Origin of the sequence: Pseudomonas alliivorans, from assembly GCF_017826695.1 — a bacterium.
GTDB lineage: Bacteria > Pseudomonadota > Gammaproteobacteria > Pseudomonadales > Pseudomonadaceae > Aquipseudomonas > Aquipseudomonas alliivorans.
In genome coordinates, this window is the sequence record NZ_JAFFZW010000013.1 from 83,571 (window position 1) to 105,252 (window position 21,682).

Below are 21,682 nucleotides of genomic sequence, written 5' to 3' on the forward strand. Positions count from 1 at the left end.
CGATGAACAGAGCGTAGGCAAGACATTGGTCTGTTGTAAGATCCATTTTTCGTAGATTTCATAGGGCCAATTCGATGACGTCCGATGCTCCCGCATTTCCCTCCACGTTGACCGGCATCAGGCTGGACAGGCGTCAGGGCCTGAGCAAGCAGCTGTATCGCGCGTTGCGTCAGCAGATACTGGACGCCCGATTGACCAGCGGAATGCGCCTGCCTGCCAGTCGCGAACTGGCCGACCTGTTGGCCATTTCCCGCAACAGCGTGATGCGCGCCTACGACCAGTTGTATGCCGAAGGTTTCACGGAAACCCGCGTCGGGGACGGAACCTATGTCACGGACTTGCCAGGCCGTGCCGGGGCGCTCGATCAGGCAGGGAAAAGAAAACTATCCACCGACTTGTCCACAGGTTTGTCTACACCTTTGTCCACAGGTTTATCCACAGATTTACAGCAAAGTTCGAAAGAGATCGACGACGAAGTTATCCACAGATCTGCGCTTGATCTGATCAATATCCATCAACTTCCGGCCCCTTCGGAGCAGGCGCCCAAGGCTTTTCGTGTGGGCGTACCGGCCTTTGATCTGTTTCCTTTTGCCTTGTGGGGCAAGCTTTATGGGGCTTTCTGGCGCCGTCCGGACCCTGCCTTGCTGGGTTACGGCGCTGCCGCCGGAGAGCCGAGGTTACGCGAGCTGATCGCGGCGTATCTGCGTTCATCGCGCGGGCTGCACTGCACCGCTGAGCAAATTGTGATCACCAGTGGCGCCCAGCACGCCATCAGCCTTTGTGCACAGCTGCTGGTGGAGCCGGGTGAAAGCGTTGCGATCGAAAATCCGGGCTATCGCGCGGCGGGTCATGCGTTCGCCGTGGCCGGTGCCCGGCTGAAAGGTGTGGCAGTCGATGAGGAAGGGCTGCGCTGCGCCGATCTTGAACAGGCCGGCTGCAAGCTGGCCTACGTCACCCCCTCTCACCAGTACCCGACCGGTGTGGTCATGAGCCTGGCCAGACGTCTTGAAATGCTGGCCTGGGCCGAGAAGAACCAGAGCTGGATTGTCGAGGATGATTACGATGGCGAGTACCGCTACAGCGGCGCGCCATTGGCACCCCTCGCTGCGCTGGATCGCAGCGGACGAGTGCTGTACATCGGCACCTTTGGCAAAATTGCCTTCCCGGCCCTGCGCCTGGGTTATCTGGTACTGCCACAGGAACTCGTTCGACCGTTCAGCCAGCGCAAGGCTGTGGACATGCGCCACACCGAAGTCAGCACCCAAGCCGTCATGGCGCAGTTCATCGCCCGAGGGCACTTTCAGCGGCACATCCGCCGCATGCGCCGTGCCGCGCTGAGTCGGCGGAATGCCTTGCTTGCCGAGTGGCCCACCGAGATTGCGGGATGTGCGCCAATGCCCAGCGTGGCGGCGGGGCTACACGTGATGGTCAAGGTCGACAGCCTCGAGCGCGAGCAGGAGCTGGTCGAAAAGGCCTTAAGCGTTGGCGTGGAGGTTAACGCCTTGAGCGGCTACTGGTTGCCGGATTCGACCGAGCCCATGGACGAGCGGGCCGGGCTGGTGCTGGGTTTTGCCGCTGTGCCGGAGGCGCAGATCAGTGATGCGCTGAACAGGCTGCGCATGGCCTGGTCCGAGTAAGCCTGCGGCCCACGTATAATCGTTTCTTTCTGCTACTTGTCGTCGAGAGACCTATGAATACTTCCCTTTCCGCAACACCCGGCCGTGCGTACGGCGCGCCGCTGGCGGCGTTGTTTCTGTTATTGATGGGCGCGCAGTTTCTGCTGCTCAGCGTCGGCGCTCATCAGGTCCTGCTGTGGATCGTCGGTGCAGCGCTGGGCATTACCCTGTATCACGCCGCCTTTGGCTTCACGTCGGCCTGGCGGGTGTTCATTCGTGAACGACGCGGTGCCGGCCTGCGTGCGCAAATGGTGATGCTGGCGGTTGCTGTGGTGTTGTTTTTCCCCGCGCTCGGCGCTGGCACGCTGTTCGGACAGCCGGTCACGGGACTGGTCGCGCCGGTGGGTGTATCGGTTGTGGTCGGTGCGTTCATTTTCGGCATCGGCATGCAACTGGGCGGCGGCTGTGCGTCCGGGACCCTGTTCACAGCGGGCGGCGGTAATGCGCGAATGCTGGTGACCCTGCTGTTCTTCATCCTCGGTTCGCTGATCGCTACTCATCACGTCGACTGGTGGTTTGCCTTGCCATCGTTTCCGGCCACGTCTGTGGTCAAGCGCTTTGGCGTGATCCCGGCGCTGATCGGCAATCTGGCACTGTTCGCCCTGATTGCCTTTGTCACCGTGCGCCTTGAAAAACGACGTCATGGAGCGCTCGAAGCGCCTGTCGCCAGCGAGCACACAGGCTTTCGTCGCCTGCTGCGCGGCCCGTGGGCGTTGGTCTGGGGCGCCGTGGCGCTGGCCGTCCTCAATTACGCCACACTGGCGCTGGCTGGCCGGCCGTGGGGCATCACCTCCGCGTTCGCGCTGTGGGGCGCGAAGGTGGCGAGCGGTCTGGGTGTGGATGTCGGCAGTTGGGTGTTCTGGCAAAGCGCGGCGAATGCCAAGGCGCTGGCGGCACCGGTCTGGGAAGACGTCACCAGCGTAATGGACATCGGCATCATGCTGGGTGCGTTGCTCGCCGCAGGCCTGGCAGGACGTTTCGCGCCGAACCTCGATATTCCGACCCGTTCCATCGTGGCGGCGGTGATCGGTGGTCTGCTGCTCGGCTACGGCTCGCGTCTGGCCTACGGCTGCAACATTGGCGCCTATTTCAGCGGCATCGCATCCGGTAGCCTGCACGGCTGGCTGTGGCTGGTTGCGGCTTACGCCGGTAACGTTGTCGGTGTCCGATTGCGCCCGATCTTCTTCGCCGGTGAGCGTCAGCAGGTGGCGTTGAGCGGCTGCTGAAAAAGAGTGAACCCCTGAGATAAAGCGGGCCGTTTGCGAACCATCCTCAGGAATGGCATTCAAAGGCCATGCAGTAGCGAGGATGTCCGAATGCGGTCTCGCTTATTTATCGATGGGGTAGGCCTTTGCAGCAGACGATCATGGGAAAAATCCGATTTCTCGGCAAGACAATCGGTTATGTGGGCTGGTCGCTTTTCTGGCTGCTGATTTGGGACGTGATTGTCACGGTCGATTTCATGCTGTACCTGGAACGCAAGATCACCTTGCCGTCCATGCCGCTGACCCTGTTGGGCTCGGCGCTGGTGGTGCTGACCAGCTTCCGCAATTCCAGCGCCTACAACCGCTGGTGGGAAGCCCGTACCCTGTGGGGCGCGCTGGTCAACAGCTCGCGCAGCTTCGCCCGTCAGGTCCTGACGCTGGTCGAAGATGACGAGGGTGGCATCAATCCCGTGAAAGCCACGCTGTTACGCCGTCATGTTGCCTACGTCAAATGCCTGTCCGCGCACCTGAAGGGCGGGCACTGTGGCGATGAAGTTCAGGCCTTGATCCCGCGTGAGGAGTTCGAGCGTCGGTTCGACACCAACAACTTCCCCAACGATCTGCTCAATACCTCGGCCGCACTGTTGGCCAAGGAATACCAGTCCGGTCGTCTGGACAGCATCCGCCTGGCCCGTCTCGAGTCGACGATGGTGGACATTTCCAATTGCCAGGGTGGCATGGAGCGCATCGCCAATACGCCGCTGCCCTATCCGTACGTCGCGTTTCCAAGGCTGTTCATCACCCTGTTCTGCCTGATCGTACCGATTGGCCTGGTCGAAACTCTCGGCTGGTTCACGCCGCTGGCGTCGACGGTGGTGGGCTTCATGTTGCTGGCAATCGAGAAAATCGGCACCGACCTGCAGAGCCCGTTCAAGGCCAGCGAGCACGAAATCCAGATGACAGCGCTGTGCGCAAATATCGAGCGAAATCTCGACTCGATGCTTCGCGGGGCACAGGAGGAAAGCAAGGTTTCCTGAAGGGAGGGGTATTGCGATATCCCGGTTGACTCAGGCCAATCCTGAGTCACCGAAACCTTTCAATGGCTCAGCGCAGCTCGCCACACAGATCCAGCTCGACCAGCCGTCTGACTTCTTCAGTCGTCAGGCCTGCGCCGAGCAGGGCATGCAGTTTGCCCAGTGCTGCTTCACGCGTCATGCCGCCACCGGATAGCACACCGGCACCACGCAGGCGGCTTCCCGCTTCGTAGACATCCAGCTCCACGCCGCCTTCATGGCACTGTGTGATGGCAATCACGCACACACCTCGGGCGCGGGCGTTTTCCAGGCTGGCGATGAACTGAGGATCGTCACTCGGGCCGGTACCGTTGCCGAAGCATTCCAGCACCAGACCCTGAATGCCGCTGTCGATCAGGCCATTCAGTTGAGCTGCGCCGATACCGGGGAACAGTGGCAATACCGCCACGCTGGCCATTGTCCTGGCCTGGCGGTAGTCAAGCGCGTCAGGGAGGGAAACGGCAGCATGACCGCCACGCGAGCGTTGCAGCGGCGCGAACGGGTTACGCCCGAAGCTACGGATCTTGGCGCAACGGGTCGGGTCCATCAGTTCACCATGGAAATACAGGTGAACCCCCGACGCGAGTCCGTTACCGAGTGCGAGCAGGGCACCGTTGACGTTTTCCCAGGCATCGCTGTCCGGCACACCGGCAGGCAGCATGGAGCCGGTAAACACGACAGGTGCGTCGAGCCCCAGCAACAGGAAGCCCAGCGCCGCCGCGCTGTACGCAAGTGTGTCGGTGCCATGCAGCACCAGCACGGCATCACAGCCCTCCACGTCGACCGCTTCGATCACCGCCTCACGCAGACGCAACCAGTAGGCTGGCGTCATATTGGCGCTGTCGATCAGTGGCGACATCTCGCGAAAGCGCCACTGCGGTACGGCCTGTTCGGGGCGTTCGGCCAGTTGCCCGGCCATTCGGGCTTCGAAGCCCGATGCCGGGGCCAGGCCGTTGGCGCTGGCCTGCATGCCGATGGTGCCGCCGGTGTAAAGAACCATCACTCGTTGAGCGGGTTGATGTGCTTCATGAGTCATGATTCTTCTCCTTATGGCGTTGTGTGCTTATCGTGCTTCTGGAGCAGGCTTGCCTGCCACTTCAGCATCATGAACCGGCTTTTGCGCCGGGTTGGCTGGCCATGCGGTGCGGTCCAGATCCAGATCAGGGAACTTGCTGGAATCGAACACCGGCGTCTTGATGCCTGCACGACGCTGGGCATCGTAGTCTCCCAGAATACGTTTCACGACCTTGAACAGCATCGCCAGGGCAATCAGGTTGACGAAAGCCAGCATGGTCATGGTGATGTCGGCGAAGGCCAGCACATCTTTCAGGTCGACCACCGCGCCCCAGAGGATCAGCACCAGTACCGCAACGCGGTAGGCGATGATCGCGTTCTTCTTCTCACCGAACAGGAAGCGCAGGCTGTTTTCACCCAGATAGTAGTTGTAGAGGATCGAGGTGAACACGAACAGGGCCAGTGCCACGCTGATGAATACCCGGCCCCAGTCACCCACTACGGCTGCCAGCGAGTTCTGTGCCAGAACGATGCCGTTGCCGTCGTAGCCGACGTTGTAGATACCGGAAAGCAGAATCAGCAAGGCGGTGCAGGTGCAGATGACGAACGTATCGAGGAATACGCTGAACGCCTGAACCACGCCCTGAGCAACGGGGTGTTCAACCTGAGCGACCGCTGCCACGTTAGGGGCGCTGCCCAGACCGGCTTCGTTGGCGAACACGCCACGTTTCACGCCCATCACGATCGCGCTGCCGATCAGGCCGCCGAACACGGGATCGAGACCGAACGCACTCTTGACGATGGTCAGCAGCATGCCTGGGACGTGGTCGATCTGCAGAACGATGACGTAGACGGTGACCGCGATGTAGATCAGGGTCTTGACCGGAACGAGCAGGTCGGAGATGGCAGCGATGCGCTTGATACCGCCGATGAAGGCCAGGCCCAGCAGCACGACAAGGCAGATGCCGGTGGTCTTGGTGTCGACGCCGAATGCGCTGTTCAGCGAGTCGGTCACGGCGTGCGATTGCAGGCCGTTGAACGCGAAGCCGAAGGTCACGAGCAGCAATACCGCCATGACCATACCCAGCCAGCGTTTACCCAGGCCGTACTGGATGTAGAACGCCGGACCGCCGCGGAACTGGCCTTCGGAGTCCTTGCGTTTGTAGAGCTGTGCGAGGGAACACTCGATGAAGCTGCTGGACATGCCGACCAGTGCGGTCACCCACATCCAGAACACGGCACCCGGGCCGCCAAGTGTTACTGCAATACCGACGCCTGCGATGTTACCCGCACCCACCCGACCGGCGAGGCTGAGCATCAGGGCCTGAAACGAACTCAGCTGACCTGCGCTGCTCTTCAAGCTGTCGCGGAATACCGAGAACATGTGGAAAAAGTGTCGAAACTGAACGAAACGTGAGCGGATCGTGAAGTAACTACCCAGGCCTACGATAAGTACGATCAGTACTTTACCGGAGAGAAAGTCGTTAATCATTTCCAGCATTTTTGTTATTCCTCGCTACTTTTGAGGGGGCGCACTATACCGGTGCAAAGTTTTTACGTCTGTAGCCGCTTTCTTGTGGGACTGATTCTTCATTTACGGCGCTAAATGATTGCTCTGTGGATAACTCCGCAAAGCGTTGTGCCAGAGGCGGTGAATCGCTATCGGATCCACTTTTTGCCAGCAGGCAAAAAAAAGGGTCTGGAGAATCACTCCCAGACCCTCAAAAAATTGAGGGGTGTCTAGGCCCTCAATCTGGTGAGCTTGTTGCGCAGGTCATTCCCTGTCAGGCCTTCAATGGCGCCAGACGGGGGGCGATCATGTTTTCCGGACGCAGGATGTCGTCGAGCATGGCGTCGTCCAGCAGGCCTTCCTCGCGAACCAGTTCCAGCACGCCGCGGCCGGTTTCCAGCGCGATGCGGGCGATACGGGTCGAGTTCTCGTAACCGATATAAGGGTTCAGGGCAGTGACCAGGCCGATCGAGTGCTCGACCAGTTCGCGGCAGCGCTGTTCGTTGGCGGTGATGCCGACGATGCAGTGTTCGCGCAGCATGTCCATGGCGCGTTGCAGCAGGCGGATCGAGTCGAAAATCTTGTAGGCGATCAGCGGCTCCATCACGTTGAGCTGCAACTGACCGCCCTCGGCCGCCATGGTCAGCGCCAGGTCGTTGCCGATGATTTCGAACGCCACCTGGTTGACTGCTTCCGGAATCACCGGGTTGACCTTGCCAGGCATGATCGAGCTGCCTGGCTGACGCGCGGGCAGGTTGATTTCGTTGATGCCGGTGCGTGGGCCGCTGGACAGCAGGCGCAGGTCGTTGCAGATCTTCGACAGTTTGACCGCGGTGCGCTTGAGCATGCCCGAGAACAATACGAAGGCGCCCATGTCGGAGGTGGCTTCGATCAGGTCGGCAGCCGGTACCAGCGGCTGGCCGCTGATGGTTGCCAGACGTTCAACCGCAAGGTGCTGATAACCGGGGTCGGCGTTGATGCCGGTACCGATGGCCGTGCCGCCCAGGTTGACCTCGGTCAGCAGCTCAGGCGCCAGGCTGCGCAGGCGGTTCAGGTCTTCGGTCAAGGTGGTGGCGAAGGCGCGGAATTCCTGACCCAGGGTCATCGGAACGGCGTCCTGCAACTGGGTGCGGCCCATTTTCAGAACGTGATTGAATTCCTGGCCCTTGGCCGCGAACGCCTGAATCAGGCTGTCGAGGCTGGCAAGCAGGGCGTCGTGACCCAGCAGCAGACCCAGGCGGATGGCCGTCGGGTAGGCGTCGTTGGTCGACTGAGCCATGTTCACGTCGTTGTTCGGGTGCAGATGCTTGTATTCGCCCTTCTCGAAGCCCATGGTTTCGAGCGCGATGTTGGCGATGACTTCGTTGGCGTTCATGTTGGTGGACGTGCCAGCGCCGCCCTGAATCATGTCGACCACGAACTGATCGTGGAAATCACCGCGGATCAGACGGGCACAGGCCTCGCTGATGGCGGCGTGCTTGGCATCGTTGAGGTGTCCGAGCTGGTGGTTTGCGTCGGCTGCAGCCTGCTTGACCATGGCCAGCGCCACGACCAGTTTCGGGTAGTGCGAAAGTGGCACGCCGGACAGGTGGAAATTGTTGACCGCTCGCAGAGTCTGAATGCCGTAGTAGGCGTTTGCTGGTACTTCGAGAACACCCAACAGGTCTTTTTCGATGCGCGATGATGCAGGCGAGGACATGATAAAAAAAGTCTCAAATAAGGTACGGACGATGCCGGAACGCAGCGGATGGTGGGCTTTGCGTTTAAAATTGACCAATGCTGTTAAACGCTGGGCTATGCACAAACGGCATAACAGGCGTGTGACTCGGCTTTTGTGTCGTGCGTAAAGGGGACAAAATGTCGCACCTTCACATGTTCTTGTCGTGGACGGGACGTAAAAGGTTTTTGTAGCGCCATCGCAAAAGAAATCGTCTCTAACCGCAGTCGCCTGTTGATGCAGTCAGCCGTTGTCCGGGAGGACCTGATGAATCTGGAAAGCAAATGGTTGGAGGACTTCAGCGCCCTGGCTGCAACCCGCAGTTTTTCCCAGGCCGCCGAGCGTCGTTTCGTGACGCAACCGGCGTTCAGTCGGCGTATCCGCAGCCTTGAGGCCGCGCTCGGACTCACGCTGGTCAACCGCTCGCGCACGCCGGTCGAGCTGACGGCTGCCGGGCAATTGTTTCTCGTCACGGCTCGTACGGTGGTGGAGCAGTTGGGCGAAGTGGTGCGTCACCTGCACCATCTGGAAGGCGGGCAGGGCGAGGTCATGCAGGTCGCTGCCGCGCATTCTCTGGCGCTGGGCTTTTTTCCGCGCTGGATCGCCCAGCTTCGCAACGAGGGTTTGAACATTGCCACCCGTCTGGTGGCGACCAATGTCGGCGATGCTGTGCATGCCTTGCGCGAAGGTGGCTGCGACCTGATGCTGGCGTTCTATGACCCCGACGCGGCGCTGCAAATGGATGCCGAGATCTTTCCATCGCTGCACCTTGGGCAGACGCAGATGCTTCCGGTCTGCGCCGCCGACGCTCAGGGACAGCCGCTGTTCGACATGGACGGCGAGGCCAGCGTGCCGCTGCTGGCGTACAGCGCCGGTGCCTTTCTGGGACGCTCGGTGAACATGTTGCTGCGCCAGCGCAACCTGCGTTTCACCACGGTTTACGAAACGGCCATGGCCGACAGCCTTAAAAGCATGGCGCTGGAAGGCCTGGGCATCGCGTGGGTACCGCAATTGAGCGTCCGTGCCGAACTGGCCCGCGGTGAGCTGGTGGTGTGTGGCGGGCCGGAATGGCATGTGCCGCTGGAAATCCGCCTGTATCGCTGCGCGCTGGTACGCAAGGCCAATGTCCGGCTGCTATGGCGCAAGCTGGAAAGCGCGGCTGCGCCGGAGTCGTCATGACACAGGCTGTCCCTGGGGGCGGATGAGCGGCTTGCGTGTCATTCAGGGGAACTGGCTCAGGTACTCGGTGATGCGCGCCTTGTTCTCGTCGCTGTAGGCATAGCAATTGGCACGCAGGCTGTTACGGGCCTCGATGAGGTTGGTTTCACACCACCAGCCGTTACGGTAGATCACTTCTGCCGATTCATGAGTGCCACCGAACATATGGCCCAGCTCGTGCGCGGGTGCCGTGAATGTTTCCAGTGAGGCGATGCCGGTGTAGGCGTTTGCAATCGTAAACCCCAGAGTGCTCGAGTTGATTCTGTCCTGAGTCAGCAGCACGTATTTGGTGGTGCCGTTGCGCGGCAGGTTATTGCGATCCAGGTATTGATCGATGTGGTGCTGCCAAGGCTTCCAGATAGCATCGAGCTGCTCGCCTCTGTAACTGAAATCCGTAAGCCCTGGCACATTGCGCACGAACTCCAGGACGACGCGTCGATCCGTAAAGCTTTCCAGGTCCTTTACCAGCCAGGAAAAGTAATCGTGGGCCAATCGTTCATTGTTGCGCTCCTGCACGTCATCGTGAACCAGCAGGAACAGAAACAGCGGGCGTTTGGCAGTGGCGTGATCGACGTGGTCGCCATGGTCTGCCCGCGCGGGCTGGCAGAGCGAAAAGATGGCAATTAATAGCAGGTATCTTGCGTGGGTAATCAACATGGTTACTCATCCTTGAGTAGGTCATTGGAATGGCGACCCGATGCGGGCCGGTATCAAGAGCTAATGGCAGTTGCCGCGTTCCGTAAATCGGAATTGGCGATACCCGTAGTAGTCCCCGGGCACTTGAATGTGCAGGACGTTTGGCGCTTCATGTGCGTCTCTTGCTTGTGGGTCTGCGGCGTTTGTAAAAACCTTTTACGGATGGTCGCCAGGGGGGCTGTCATCCGGTCGCTTTGAGGTATACTGCGCGGCCTTTGGCCGGTTGAATCGGTCATTATTCGTACAGCAAGCCACGCCGGTCCTCCTGCGTGGCTTGTTGTTTTTAGACGCGCCTGCGGGCGCCCGATGAGAGGCACGACGATGAGCGCACTGGTTGGCGTGATCATGGGCTCCAAGTCCGATTGGTCCACCCTTAGCCACACCGCCGACATGCTGGAAAAGCTCGGCATTCCCTACGAAGTGAAAGTGGTGTCTGCGCACCGCACGCCGGATTTGCTGTTCCAGTACGCCGACGAAGCGGAAGGCCGTGGTATCGAGGTGATCATCGCCGGTGCTGGCGGTGCCGCTCACTTGCCGGGCATGTGCGCCGCCAAGACCCATCTGCCTGTGCTGGGGGTTCCGGTGCAGTCTTCGATGCTGTCGGGTGTCGATTCCCTGTTGTCCATCGTGCAGATGCCTGCCGGTATTCCTGTAGCAACGCTGGCTATCGGCAAAGCCGGCGCGATCAATGCGGCTCTGCTGTCGGCGAGCATCCTGGGCGCCAAACACCCGCAATTCCATGTTGCGCTGAAGAAATTCCGCGCCGAGCAGACAGACAGCGTCCTGGACAATCCAGACCCACGCCACGCCTGAGGTTTTTCCATGAAGATCGGTGTAATCGGTGGCGGCCAACTGGGCCGCATGTTGGCTCTGGCGGGTACTCCGCTGGGCATGAACTTCGCCTTCCTCGATCCCGCGCCGGACGCTTGTGCGGCGGCATTGGGCGAGCATCTGCGTGCCGATTACGGTGATCTGGATCACCTGCGCCAGTTGGCCGATGAAGTCGATCTGGTGACGTTCGAATTCGAAAGTGTTCCGGCCGAGACCGTAGCGTTCCTGTCGCAGTTCGTGCCGGTCTACCCGAGCGCTGAAGCGTTGCGCATTGCACGTGACCGCTGGTTCGAGAAAAGCATGTTCAAGGACCTGGGCATTCCGACGCCTGACTTTGCGGACATCCAGTCGCAAGCCGACCTGGACGCTGCAGTAGCCAGCATCGGTCTGCCAGCCGTGCTCAAGACCCGCACGCTGGGTTACGACGGCAAGGGTCAGAAGGTGCTGCGCTCGGCCGCCGACGTGGTCGGCACTTTCGCCGAACTGGGCAGCGTGCCCTGCCTGCTGGAAGGCTTCGTGCCGTTCACCGGCGAAGTGTCGCTGATTGCCGTGCGTGCACGCGATGGCGAAACCCGCTTCTATCCGCTTGTCCACAATACCCACGACAGCGGCATCCTGCGCCTGTCCATCGCCAGCACGGATCACCCGCTGCAGGCGTTGGCTGAAGACTATGCGGGTCGCGTGCTGAAGCAGCTGGATTATGTGGGCGTGCTGGCATTCGAGTTCTTCGAAGTCGATGGCGGTCTGAAAGCCAACGAGATCGCACCACGCGTGCACAACTCCGGCCATTGGACGACCGAAGGTGCCGAGTGCAGCCAGTTCGAAAACCACCTGCGCGCCGTTGCCGGTCTGCCGCTGGGCTCCACCGCCAAGGTGGGCGAGAGCGCAATGCTGAACTTCATCGGTGAAGTGCCGGCCGTGGACAAGGTGATCGCGGTTGAAGACTGCCACCTGCATCACTACGGCAAGGCGTTCAAGACAGGCCGCAAGGTCGGTCACGCCACCGTCCGCAGCCACGACCGCGCCACACTGGATCGTCAGGTCAAGTTGGTCGAGGCGTTGATAAAGGGCTGAGCGAGCGCTCCGTTCTTTGATCGTGGCAATACTCTGCGCACACGTCATGAAGGGTATGGAAAGCGGGTCTGATGCGGTACAGGCTGGCTGAATACAGGTAGCGTGGGAGGCGGCTTGTCGGCGATAGCGTCCGTCCAGTGACTGAAAGCTGGCTGAAAAACGCATCGCCGGCAAGCCGCCTCCCACAGGTTCGCAGTTATCCAGCGATCGTGTGCAGCACGGCAAGCGCAGAGTGTGAGGCGCGATCGTTTGCCTCATCGCGTCCCAATCCTGATTTCCCCGGAACCATTCCCTGTCGCCGTTCTCAGATAGCAGTAAGCCAAGGCTGCATTGGGTCATGGCACGTTCAATTCATACAGAGGGAAATGGCATGGGTATCATCGGAACCATCTTCATTGGCTTGATCGTCGGCCTGCTGGCTCGTTTCCTCAAGCCGGGTGATGACAGCATGGGTTGGATCATGACCATTCTGTTGGGTATCGCCGGTTCGTTGGCTGCGACCTACGGTGGCCAGGCTCTGGGCATCTATCAGGCGGGCGAAGGCGCAGGTTTCCTGGGCGCACTGGTGGGTGCAATCATCCTGCTGGTCATCTACGGCATGATCAAAAAGCGCTGATAATCCAGCGTCAGCCCTCTGTTTTGTATTGCGCAGAGGGCTAGAATGCGCGGCAGTTCTTTCTCCCCTTGCCGAGCACTATCATGCGTCGCTTTCTGTTAATGACTTTGCTGTTGGTATCCGGGCTCGTACAGGCCCAGATGCCGGAAACCGACTGGCTGGAACTCATGCCAAAGTCGGACCAGAAGGCCCTCGAGGCAATGCCCGAGATTGACCACAATTCCCCCGAAGCCATGGGCACCTTCGACAGCAAGGGCGGATTGAAGCAGAGCAAGGGCTTGCCTGCCGTCATGTATTCCACCAAGACAGTCGCCGCGATGAATGGCAAAAACATTCGTCTGGGCGGTTACCCCGTGCCCCTCGAAACCGATGCAAAAGGCCACAGCACGCTGTTTTTTCTCGTGCCTTATCCGGGTGCCTGCATTCACGTTCCGCCACCGCCACCCAATCAGATGGTGCTGGTGCGCTACCCCAAGGGGCTGAAGTTGGATGATATCTACGCGCCGTTGTGGGTCGAAGGCACGCTGAAGGTCGAGAAGATCAGTAACGATCTGGCAGATGCGGCCTATGCGATGGATGCAGCCAAGGTCCGTGTCGTGGTCGAATCGGACCTTTGACGCCTCGCCGGTCTAGAGCGGTTCGCTCCAGATGCTCACGCCGAGAGTGTGCATGTCATCCGGGGCCAGCGTTACCACGTCACTCATGACGTTGGCGGTTTCGACACAGACCATGCGTTGCCAGCCGTCCGGCGCCATGTCGGTGAATCGAGCGGTCTTGTCGACCCAAGGGTTCCACAGAATGGCCGAGTTTGAACCGGTGCTGTGAATCTGGATACGGCGCTGCCATTGCGGATCGACGATGCTGAGCAAGCCGTGGGTGTCCAGATAGATGCGGTCGGTTTCGCCGGTAAACGTCAGGTCGCCCGTCTGCTCACGTTCTTCCCAATTCTCCAGGGTCTCGATGTAGCGCAAACCGTCCAGCCCTTCGACGCTGACCTGACGTGAGTCGCTGACCGCAAAGTAGGTGTGCAGCGCCTGACTGATCGTGACGGGTTCTGTGCCACAGTTGTAGCTGACCAGACTCACATTCAACGCGTCGTCCAGACGAATGCTCAGCTTGAGCGCCACGTTGTGCGGCCAGCCCGGCAATTTGCCTTCAGCCTGCGGCAACACGAACTCCACCAGCAAGGCGGGGCCATCTTCGCCGACGCCCAGCAGTTCCCAATCCAGTGCGCGGACTTCGCCATGAGCCTTGGCAGGCTCGTCGCTTTGACGCATCGCCTGCACGCTTTCCGGGTTGCGTTCCAGATTGCCGAACCACGGCCAGCAGATCGGCATGCCCGCGCGAATCGGTTTGCCCTGCTTGAAGACCGCTTCTTCGTTCAACCAGACCAGAGGCTGTTGGCCGTCGCGCTGGTAGCTGAGGATATGCGCGCCTTGCTGAGCGACGACCAGTTCTGCATCGCCATGACGAATGCGCCAGCAGTTCAGCTCATCGTACCGGACGGGTTCAACGCTGGATTCAATCGGGGATGTAGACATGCGAAATCTCTCACTCAAGGGCCGTGACGAAATCAGACCGTTATGGACGGCATGAGTTTACCCGAGAGGCCGCAACCCTTGCAGGCGCCAGCTCTCAGGCAGGGCCTGTTCAGCGGCGCGCGGGAACCGAACGCGTACGGCCACTGGCATCAATGGCCACGAAGACGAACACCGCTTCCGTGACTTTGCGCCATTCGCTGGTCACAGGGTCATCGCTCCACACTTCGACCATCATCTTGATCGAGGTGCGTCCGACCTCGAGGGTGCGCGTATAGAAGGACAGCTGTTCGCCGACGGCCACCGGTACCAGAAAAGCCATGCGATCGATCGCCACCGTGGCGACACGTCCGCCTGCCACTTTGCTGGCCATGGCCGTACCTGCCAGGTCCATCTGGGACACAAGCCACCCGCCGAATATATCGCCGAAGCCGTTGGTTTCACGGGGAAGTGCCGTGATTTGCAGCGCAAGGTCGCCTTGCGGAGTTGGATCTTCTTGTTCGAGCTCGATCATGCCTAGGGTGCCTCTGACCCATGACTCTATTATTTTTTGCCGCGGTTGACAGGCGCCATTCAACCCCTTGCACGTGAACATTGTATGTTCCGCTGCCGGGATGGCCCTTGAGGGAAACTCTGCGAAAACCGCTGATTCAGACGTTTTCGCACAAATTCCCGTTGCGGTTGACAGCCTGCGAGTATATCGGGCGTTGCGTCATAGAACGACCGTCGGGTTCTCTTTTTGCCTCTGCGACGTTCTTGCCAGGTATTTTTTGAGACAATTTGTTATCTTGCTGGACCTCTACAGGTGACAAGACTGCCTGTACACGCAATTTTGGTGCCTATCTGCACAGTTGCCCGGACAATCGCTTCTGCACGCTACCCTGCCGCAGCCAGCGTCGCTGTCGCATGCCCTTTCGGAACAAGTAAAGAGAAGCCTTGTCATGTCATCTGTTTCTTCTAGTACCGCGCAGCCGTCGCGACCGTTGACCCGCAGCGATTACAAGACGTTGTCGCTTTCCGCCCTGGGTGGCGCGCTGGAGTTCTACGACTTCATCATTTTCGTGTTTTTCGCGGCGGTGGTCGGAAAACTGTTCTTCCCGGTGGATATGCCTGACTGGCTGCGCATGATGCAGACCTTCGGCATTTTTGCTGCCGGTTATCTGGCACGCCCGCTGGGCGGCATCATCATGGCGCACTTCGGTGACCTGCTGGGGCGCAAGAAAATGTTCACGCTGAGCATTTTCATGATGGCCGTTCCGACCCTGATCATGGGCCTGCTACCGACCTACGCACAGATCGGCATGTGGGCACCGATTCTGCTGCTGCTGATGCGCGTCATTCAGGGTGCGGCGATTGGTGGTGAGGTACCTGGCGCCTGGGTGTTCGTGTCCGAGCACGTGCCGGCCCGCTACATCGGTTATGCCTGCGGCACCCTGACGGCGGGCCTGACGGCTGGCATTCTGCTGGGCTCGCTGGTCGCCACGGCGATCAACACGGTCTACAGCCCTGTCGAGGTCGCGGACTACGCCTGGCGTATTCCTTTCCTGCTGGGCGGCGTGTTCGGCCTGATGTCGGTGTACCTGCGTCGTCTGTTGCACGAAACGCCGGTGTTCGCCGAACTGCAGCTGCGCAAGGCGCTGGCTGAAGAAGTCCCGCTCAAGGCTGTGCTGCGTGACCATCGCGGTGCGGTTGCCCTGTCGATGCTGATGACCTGGCTGCTGTCGGCCGGCATCATCGTCGTGATTCTGATGACCCCGACCATTCTGCAGACCATCTACGGTTTTCCGGCTGCCACGGCGCTTAAAGCCAACAGCCTGGCCATCGTCTTCCTGAGCATTGGCTGTATCGCGGCGGGTGCGCTGGCTGACCGCGTCGGCGCCGGATGGGTGTTTCTGCTGGGCTGCGCTGGCCTGCTGGCGAGTTCCTGGACCTTCTATCACATCCTTGCCGACAACCCTGGCGTGCTGTTTCCGCTCTACGCGGTCACCGGTCTGTTCGTGGGTACCATCGGTGCGGTGCCGTATGTGATGGTCAAGGCCTTCCCGCCTGTCGTGCGCTTCTCGGGTCTGTCGTTTTCCTACAACCTGGCGTATGCAATTTTCGGCGGCCTCACCCCGATGGTCGTGACGTTCATGCTCAAGAGCAGCCCGATGGGACCGGCCTGGTACGTGGCCATCCTGTGTGGCGTGGGCATGGCCATCGGCGTCTACCTGATTTCGAAAAAGCGCTGATACGTCAGCTCGACGCGGCAGTCCGGTAAAGGCCATCCCCTGAGCAAGGGTGATGGCCTTTTCATCTTATTGTCACAATCAATTCATAGAGTGGTCACAAGATCCGCCACAGCGGGTCTGGATCCCTACATACCCTGCCAGGAGCGCAAGGCATGACACTCAAGAGTTGGATGACTGCACTGACATTCGCTGCGGCCGGAGTTGCCGCTGCCAGTTCGTTCGCTGCCGTCGACCCCGCCATCAAGGCCTACACCAAGACCTCCGGTGTGTCGGGCAATCTCTCCAGTGTCGGCTCCGACACCTTGGCCAACCTGATGACCTTGTGGGCCGAGGCTTACAAGAAAGAATACCCGAGCGTGAACATCCAGATTCAGGCTGCCGGCTCATCGACAGCCCCGCCCGCGCTGACCGAAGGCACGGCCAATCTGGGCCCGATGAGCCGCAGGATGAAAGACGGCGAGCTGTCGGCGTTCGAGCAGAAACACGGTTACAAACCGACGGCCATTCCGGTGGCGGTGGATGCGTTGGCGGTGTTTGTTCACAAGGACAACCCGATCAAGGGCCTGACGCTGCAGCAGGTCGATGCGATCTTTTCGGTGACGCGCCTGTGTGGTGCCAGGGCGGATGCGAAGACCTGGGGCGATGTTGGCGTGACTGGCGATCTGGCGGGCAAGCCGATCCAGCTGTTTGGCCGCAACTCGGTATCCGGCACCTACGGTTATTTCAAGGAAGAGGCCTTGTGCAAAGGCGACTTCAAACCCAACGTCAACGAACAGCCAGGCTCAGCTTCGGTGGTCAGCTCAATCAGTAACTCGCTGAACGGCATCGGTTACTCGGGCATTGGCTATAAGACCTCGAATGTCAGAACGGTGCCGCTGGCGAAAAAGGAAGGCGCAGAATTTGTCGAAGACAATGAAGCCAATACCTTGAACGGCACTTACCCGCTGTCCCGCTTCCTTTACGTCTACGTGAACAAGGCACCCAATCAGCCCCTGGCGCCGCTGGAAGCCGAATTCATCAAGCTGGTGCTTTCCAGGCAGGGTCAGGAAGTGGTCATGAAAGATGGCTATATTCCGCTGCCCGCCCGCGTGGTCGAGAAAGCGTTGACCGACCTCGGCCTTCAGGGTGCCGCCGCAATGGCAGCGAAGTAACAGACGCATTAACGAGGCTCAATGGACTGGCCTTGTCACACGTTGAACAGTCCGCCGCCGGTTTTCCTGGGCAGCGGGCTTTCTTGCGTCACTCTTCTGTAATGTTTCTGTCATACAAGGCCGCTACGGTGTGTGCGCATGAATGAGTTGGCTAAAGCCGTAATGAATCAGGACTCACCCCCAGAGCGTATTGACTTCAATACGCCTGCGATGCTGCGCAAGCGTCGTTTTCGCGCGTTCAAGGATCGCCTGACTCACTGGTATGTCGCCATCGGTGGTCTGGCGGTGTTGGCTGCGATCACCCTGATTTTCTTCTACCTCGCTTACGTGGTGTCACCGCTGTTCAAGGGCGCGAGCCTGACCGCTGCTGCGCCACTGAATGCGGCCTGGCTGCAGGACGCCGGCAAGCCGCTGATGATCGCCATTGAAGAGCAGAACCAGATCGGGATGCGTATCTCCGACAAGGGTGAAGTGGTGTTCTTCAATATCAGTGACGGCGCGCAGCTGCAGCGTATCGTTCTGCCTGTTCCTGCCGGGGCGAGTGTGGTGTCTATCGGCAAGGACCAGCCTGGCGCGCCGCTGATTGCCCTGGGCCTGTCCAATGGTCAGGTGCTGGTGTTCAGGCATTCCTATCTGACCACTTATCCGAACAACCAGAAAACCATTACGCCAAGCGTTGCCTGGCCTTTCGGCGAGACGCCGCTGGTGCTGGATGAAGCCGGGCGTGCCGTCGAGCACGTGACGATCAGCGCCGATGGCGAAAGCCTCAAGGTGGCGGGCTCTACCGGTACTCAGTTGCATGTCATGGCGCTCGATCAGACCGAGAACATGATGACGGGCGAAGTGACCCGCGAGCAGAGCCGTATCGAACTGCCGCAGATGTCCGCTGCGGTCAAAGCCATCTACATCGACCCGCGCCAGCATTGGTTGTATGTGATCAACGGCCGTGCGCAGGCCGACGTGTTCAGTCTGCGTGACCGCACGCTGAACGGGCGCTACAAACTGCTGGAAGACGGCAACGCCGAAACCACCGCCAGCGCGCAACTGGTCGGCGGCATTTCGTTGATCATCGGCAACTCCAAGGGCGGCATGACTCAATGGTTCATGGCGCGCGACACCGACGGCGAGCAGCGCCTCATGCGCGTTCGGGATTTCAAGATGGGCAATGCGCCCATCGTGCAGATCAAACCCGAGCAACGTCGCAAAGGCTTCATCGCACTGGACGCGTCGGGCAGGCTGGGGGTGTTCCACAGCACCGCGCACCGTACCCTGCTGGTCGATCAGGTCGTGGATGGCCCAGGCATTCTGGCCTTGTCGCCTCGGGCCAATCAGGTGTTGGTGGAAAGCGGCAGTACCCTGTTGCCGCTGATACTGGATAACCCGCACCCGGAAGTGTCCTGGAGTTCGCTGTGGGGCAAGGTCTGGTACGAAAACTACGATGAGCCCAAGTACGTCTGGCAATCCACCGCTTCCAACAGCGATTTCGAGCCCAAGCTGAGCCTGGCGCCGCTGACCTACGGCACGCTCAAGGCCGCGTTTTACGCCATGCTGCTGGCCGCGCCGCTGGCAGTCGCCGCCGCGATCTACACCGCCTACTTCATGGCACCGCGCATGCGCCGCAAGGTCAAGCCGGTGATCGAGCTGATGGAAGCGATGCCGACGGTCATTCTCGGCTTTTTCGCGGGTCTGTTCCTGGCTCCTTATCTGGAAGCTCATCTGCCGGGCATTTTCAGCCTGTTGCTGCTGACGCCCATCGGCATTCTGCTGGCAGGCTTTTTCTGGACGCGTCTGCCGGATTCGATCCGCCTGCGCGTACCCGACGGCTGGGAAAGCGCGATTCTGATTCCGGTCATTCTGCTGGTGGGCTGGTTCTCGTTGAGCATGAGCCCGCATCTGGAAAACTGGTTCTTCAGTGGCGACATGCGCGGCTGGATACGTGATGACCTGGGCATTACCTACGATCAGCGCAACGCACTGGTGGTCGGGCTGGCGATGGGCTTTGCCGTGATCCCCAACATTTATTCGATTGCCGAAGATGCGGTGTTCAGTGTGCCGCGCAGCCTGACCCTCGGCTCGCTGGCGCTGGGCGCCACGCCTTGGCAGACCCTGACGCGCGTCGTGATCCTGACCGCCAGCCCGGGCATTTTCTCCGCCCTGATGATTGGCATGGGCCGCGCCGTGGGTGAAACCATGATCGTGCTGATGGCGACCGGCAATACGCCGATCATGGACATGAACCTGTTCGAGGGCATGCGCACGCTGGCGGCCAACGTCGCCGTGGAGATGCCGGAATCGGAAGTGGGCGGCAGTCATTATCGAGTGTTGTTCCTGGCGGCGTTGGTGTTGCTGATGTTCACCTTTGTCATGAACACCGTCGCAGAGCTGATTCGTCAGCGCCTGCGCAAGAAATACTCGTCGCTTTAAGGAAGGTAGAAGTTCGTGAAAAGGAACTCCCTCAACGGCTGGTTCAAAAGCGGCGCCCCCGGCGTCTGGATGAGTGCGGGTGCCGTTTCCATCGCTGTGATCATGACCATCGGCCTGCTGGCCGTGATTGCCGTGCGTGGTCTGGGGCATTTCTGGCCCGCCGATGTGATTGCTGCGCAATACGACGTGCCCGGCCAGGCGAAGCATGTGCTGGTGGGCGAGCTGGTCGAGAAGGAACAGGTGCCGCGTGTGCGCTTGAAGGATGCCGGTCTGCCGGTGCCAGAGTCAGGCCCTGAATTCATGACCCGTGAGCTGTTCAAGGTTGGTAATCGAGACCTCAACCCCAGTGACTTTACCTGGGTGATCGGCGAATGGCTGACGGATGAAAGCCGGCCCGCCGAACTCATGACACTGGAGCGTCGCGAGTGGGGTAACTTCTATGGCTATCTGGTCAATGTAAAAGAGGGTGGACGGGTCGTCGCCGAAGGCGAAGCGGCCTGGCCGACCTTGCAGGAGCGCATCAGGCGCGTCGAGAAGCTGGCTGACGAACTGTATGCACTGGAAAAGAAAGACATCGGTGCAATCAACCATGGCATCGAGCGTCTGCGCCTTCAGGCTCGCAAGCTGGAACTCGATGGCAGGCTGGATGCTGCCGCTCAGGCCGATATGGCGGTCGAGCGTGCAGAACTCGACGCCCGTTACGCCGCCATCGAAGATCGCCTCAGTGCGCTGCATCAGGCCTTTGATCGCGACAGCCTCACGGCGCGCGATGCCAACGGCAAGGAAATCGAGATCAGCCTGGGCAAGGTAGTGCATGCCTATCAGCCCAACGCGATGGGCACGGTCACCAAGCTGAGTTTCTATTTCAAGAAGCTCTGGGAATTCCTGAGCGACGACCCTCGTGAAGCCAATACCGAGGGCGGCATCTTTCCAGCCATTTTCGGCACGGTGATGATGACCCTGATCATGGCGATCATTGTTACGCCATTCGGGGTGCTGGCGGCCGTGTATCTGCGTGAATACGCCCGTCAGGGCCCGCTGACCCGCCTGATCCGGATTGCAGTCAACAACCTCGCCGGCGTGCCTGCGATTGTGTACGGCGTGTTCGGACTGGGGTTTTTCGTCTACGTGCTGGGCGGTTCGGTGGATCGGCTGTTCTTCCCCGAAGCGCTGCCGGCGCCAACCTTCGGTACACCGGGTCTGTTGTGGGCGTCATTGACGCTTGCGCTGCTGGCGGTTCCGGTGGTGATCGTGGCGACCGAGGAAGGGCTGGCGCGGATTCCGTTGACCCTGCGCGAAGGTTCGCTGGCCCTGGGGGCCACCAAGGCCGAGACGTTGTGGAAGATTGTCTTGCCCATGGCCAGCCCGGCGATGATGACCGGACTGATTCTGGCGGTGGCCCGTGCCGCCGGCGAAGTTGCGCCGTTGATGCTGGTCGGCGTGGTCAAGCTGGCGCCATCGTTGCCGCTGGACGGAAATTACCCCTACCTGCATCTGGATCAGAAGATCATGCATCTGGGTTTTCACATTTACGACGTGGGCTTCCAGAGTCCCAACGTCGAGGCTGCTCGCCCGCTGGTGTACGCCACGGCGCTGTTGCTGGTGCTGGTCATCGCCTTGCTCAACCTGTCGGCGGTCAGCATTCGCAATCACCTGCGAGAGAAGTACAAGGCGCTCGACAACTGATCCCCGAATGCCGCCCCCTCCA

18 protein-coding genes are annotated in these 21,682 nt (G+C 60.2%); 12 read left to right on the top strand and 6 right to left on the bottom strand.

Translation table 11 applies throughout. The features are described from left to right. The first annotated feature begins 74 nt into the window (after window positions 1-74). The 3 genes from pdxR (at window position 75) to JTJ32_RS24445 (ending at window position 3,918) form a co-directional block, all read left to right on the top strand. On the top strand, window positions 75-1,637 hold the full coding sequence (pdxR, locus tag JTJ32_RS24435) for a MocR-like pyridoxine biosynthesis transcription factor PdxR (RefSeq protein WP_210043589.1): 1,563 nt from the start codon (window positions 75-77) through the stop codon (window positions 1,635-1,637). A gap of 53 nt (window positions 1,638-1,690) precedes the next feature. Further along, a complete protein-coding gene (locus JTJ32_RS24440) occupies window positions 1,691-2,902 on the top strand; it encodes a YeeE/YedE family protein (protein WP_099231206.1) in 1,212 nt (403 codons plus the stop codon). Window positions 2,903-3,042: 140 nt separating this feature from the next. After that, on the top strand, window positions 3,043-3,918 hold the full coding sequence (locus JTJ32_RS24445; RefSeq protein WP_180274450.1) for a bestrophin family protein: 876 nt from the start codon (window positions 3,043-3,045) through the stop codon (window positions 3,916-3,918). A 67-nt stretch (window positions 3,919-3,985) separates the two neighbouring features. Here the strand turns inward: JTJ32_RS24445 and JTJ32_RS24450 are convergent, their stop codons facing one another. The 3 genes from JTJ32_RS24450 to aspA form a co-directional block, all read right to left on the bottom strand. Beyond that, a complete protein-coding gene (locus JTJ32_RS24450) occupies window positions 3,986-4,990 on the bottom strand; it encodes an asparaginase (RefSeq protein WP_210043590.1) in 1,005 nt (334 codons plus the stop codon). Between the two features lie 27 nt (window positions 4,991-5,017). After that, window positions 5,018-6,469 carry an alanine/glycine:cation symporter family protein gene (locus JTJ32_RS24455; protein WP_099231214.1) on the bottom strand — a complete coding sequence of 484 codons (1,452 nt, stop codon included), beginning with the start codon at window positions 6,467-6,469 and terminating at the stop codon, window positions 5,018-5,020. 283 nt (window positions 6,470-6,752) lie between these two features. Continuing rightward, window positions 6,753-8,177: an aspartate ammonia-lyase gene (gene aspA / locus JTJ32_RS24460; protein ID WP_004881647.1), complete on the bottom strand. Its 1,425-nt coding sequence runs from the start codon at window positions 8,175-8,177 to the stop codon at window positions 6,753-6,755. A 285-nt stretch (window positions 8,178-8,462) separates the two neighbouring features. Here aspA and JTJ32_RS24465 point away from each other — a divergent pair, with 285 nt between their 5' ends. Continuing rightward, entirely contained in the window at window positions 8,463-9,374 is a 912-nt protein-coding gene (locus JTJ32_RS24465; protein ID WP_099231216.1) for a LysR substrate-binding domain-containing protein, read from the top strand. A gap of 42 nt (window positions 9,375-9,416) precedes the next feature. On the opposite strand, the gene JTJ32_RS24470 is transcribed toward JTJ32_RS24465, so the two are convergent. Continuing rightward, on the bottom strand, window positions 9,417-10,070 hold the full coding sequence (locus tag JTJ32_RS24470; RefSeq protein ID WP_210043591.1) for a hypothetical protein: 654 nt from the start codon (window positions 10,068-10,070) through the stop codon (window positions 9,417-9,419). 360 nt (window positions 10,071-10,430) lie between these two features. Here JTJ32_RS24470 and purE point away from each other — a divergent pair, with 360 nt between their 5' ends. The 4 genes from purE (at window position 10,431) to JTJ32_RS24490 (ending at window position 13,247) form a co-directional block, all read left to right on the top strand. Further along, complete coding sequence (gene purE, locus JTJ32_RS24475) at window positions 10,431-10,922, top strand: 5-(carboxyamino)imidazole ribonucleotide mutase (RefSeq protein WP_004881642.1); 492 nt, start codon at window positions 10,431-10,433, stop codon at window positions 10,920-10,922. Window positions 10,923-10,931: 9 nt separating this feature from the next. Beyond that, on the top strand, window positions 10,932-12,014 hold the full coding sequence (locus JTJ32_RS24480; RefSeq protein ID WP_069142578.1) for a 5-(carboxyamino)imidazole ribonucleotide synthase: 1,083 nt from the start codon (window positions 10,932-10,934) through the stop codon (window positions 12,012-12,014). A 370-nt stretch (window positions 12,015-12,384) separates the two neighbouring features. After that, window positions 12,385-12,630, top strand: a complete 246-nt coding sequence (locus JTJ32_RS24485) for a GlsB/YeaQ/YmgE family stress response membrane protein (protein WP_004881638.1) — start codon at window positions 12,385-12,387, stop codon at window positions 12,628-12,630. An 83-nt stretch (window positions 12,631-12,713) separates the two neighbouring features. Then, on the top strand, window positions 12,714-13,247 hold the full coding sequence (locus JTJ32_RS24490) for a DUF3299 domain-containing protein (protein ID WP_099231220.1): 534 nt from the start codon (window positions 12,714-12,716) through the stop codon (window positions 13,245-13,247). Window positions 13,248-13,259: 12 nt separating this feature from the next. Here the strand turns inward: JTJ32_RS24490 and JTJ32_RS24495 are convergent, their stop codons facing one another. Continuing rightward, window positions 13,260-14,171, bottom strand: coding sequence for a D-hexose-6-phosphate mutarotase (locus JTJ32_RS24495; protein ID WP_184322492.1), 912 nt, complete (start codon window positions 14,169-14,171; stop codon window positions 13,260-13,262). A gap of 109 nt (window positions 14,172-14,280) precedes the next feature. Further along, window positions 14,281-14,682 (bottom strand): acyl-CoA thioesterase, encoded by a 402-nt coding sequence (locus JTJ32_RS24500; protein ID WP_099231224.1) that lies wholly within the window; start codon window positions 14,680-14,682, stop codon window positions 14,281-14,283. A 427-nt stretch (window positions 14,683-15,109) separates the two neighbouring features. Here JTJ32_RS24500 and JTJ32_RS24505 point away from each other — a divergent pair, with 427 nt between their 5' ends. The 4 genes from JTJ32_RS24505 (at window position 15,110) to pstA (ending at window position 21,660) form a co-directional block, all read left to right on the top strand. Further along, entirely contained in the window at window positions 15,110-16,399 is a 1,290-nt protein-coding gene (locus tag JTJ32_RS24505; RefSeq protein ID WP_184322493.1) for an MFS transporter, read from the top strand. 152 nt (window positions 16,400-16,551) lie between these two features. Next, window positions 16,552-17,550, top strand: a complete 999-nt coding sequence (locus JTJ32_RS24510) for a phosphate ABC transporter substrate-binding protein PstS family protein (RefSeq protein WP_099231228.1) — start codon at window positions 16,552-16,554, stop codon at window positions 17,548-17,550. Window positions 17,551-17,688: 138 nt separating this feature from the next. Then, window positions 17,689-19,974, top strand: coding sequence for an ABC transporter permease subunit (locus JTJ32_RS24515; RefSeq protein WP_210043592.1), 2,286 nt, complete (start codon window positions 17,689-17,691; stop codon window positions 19,972-19,974). Between the two features lie 69 nt (window positions 19,975-20,043). Further along, window positions 20,044-21,660: a phosphate ABC transporter permease PstA gene (gene pstA / locus JTJ32_RS24520; protein WP_180274456.1), complete on the top strand. Its 1,617-nt coding sequence runs from the start codon at window positions 20,044-20,046 to the stop codon at window positions 21,658-21,660. Window positions 21,661-21,682 lie beyond the last annotated feature (22 nt).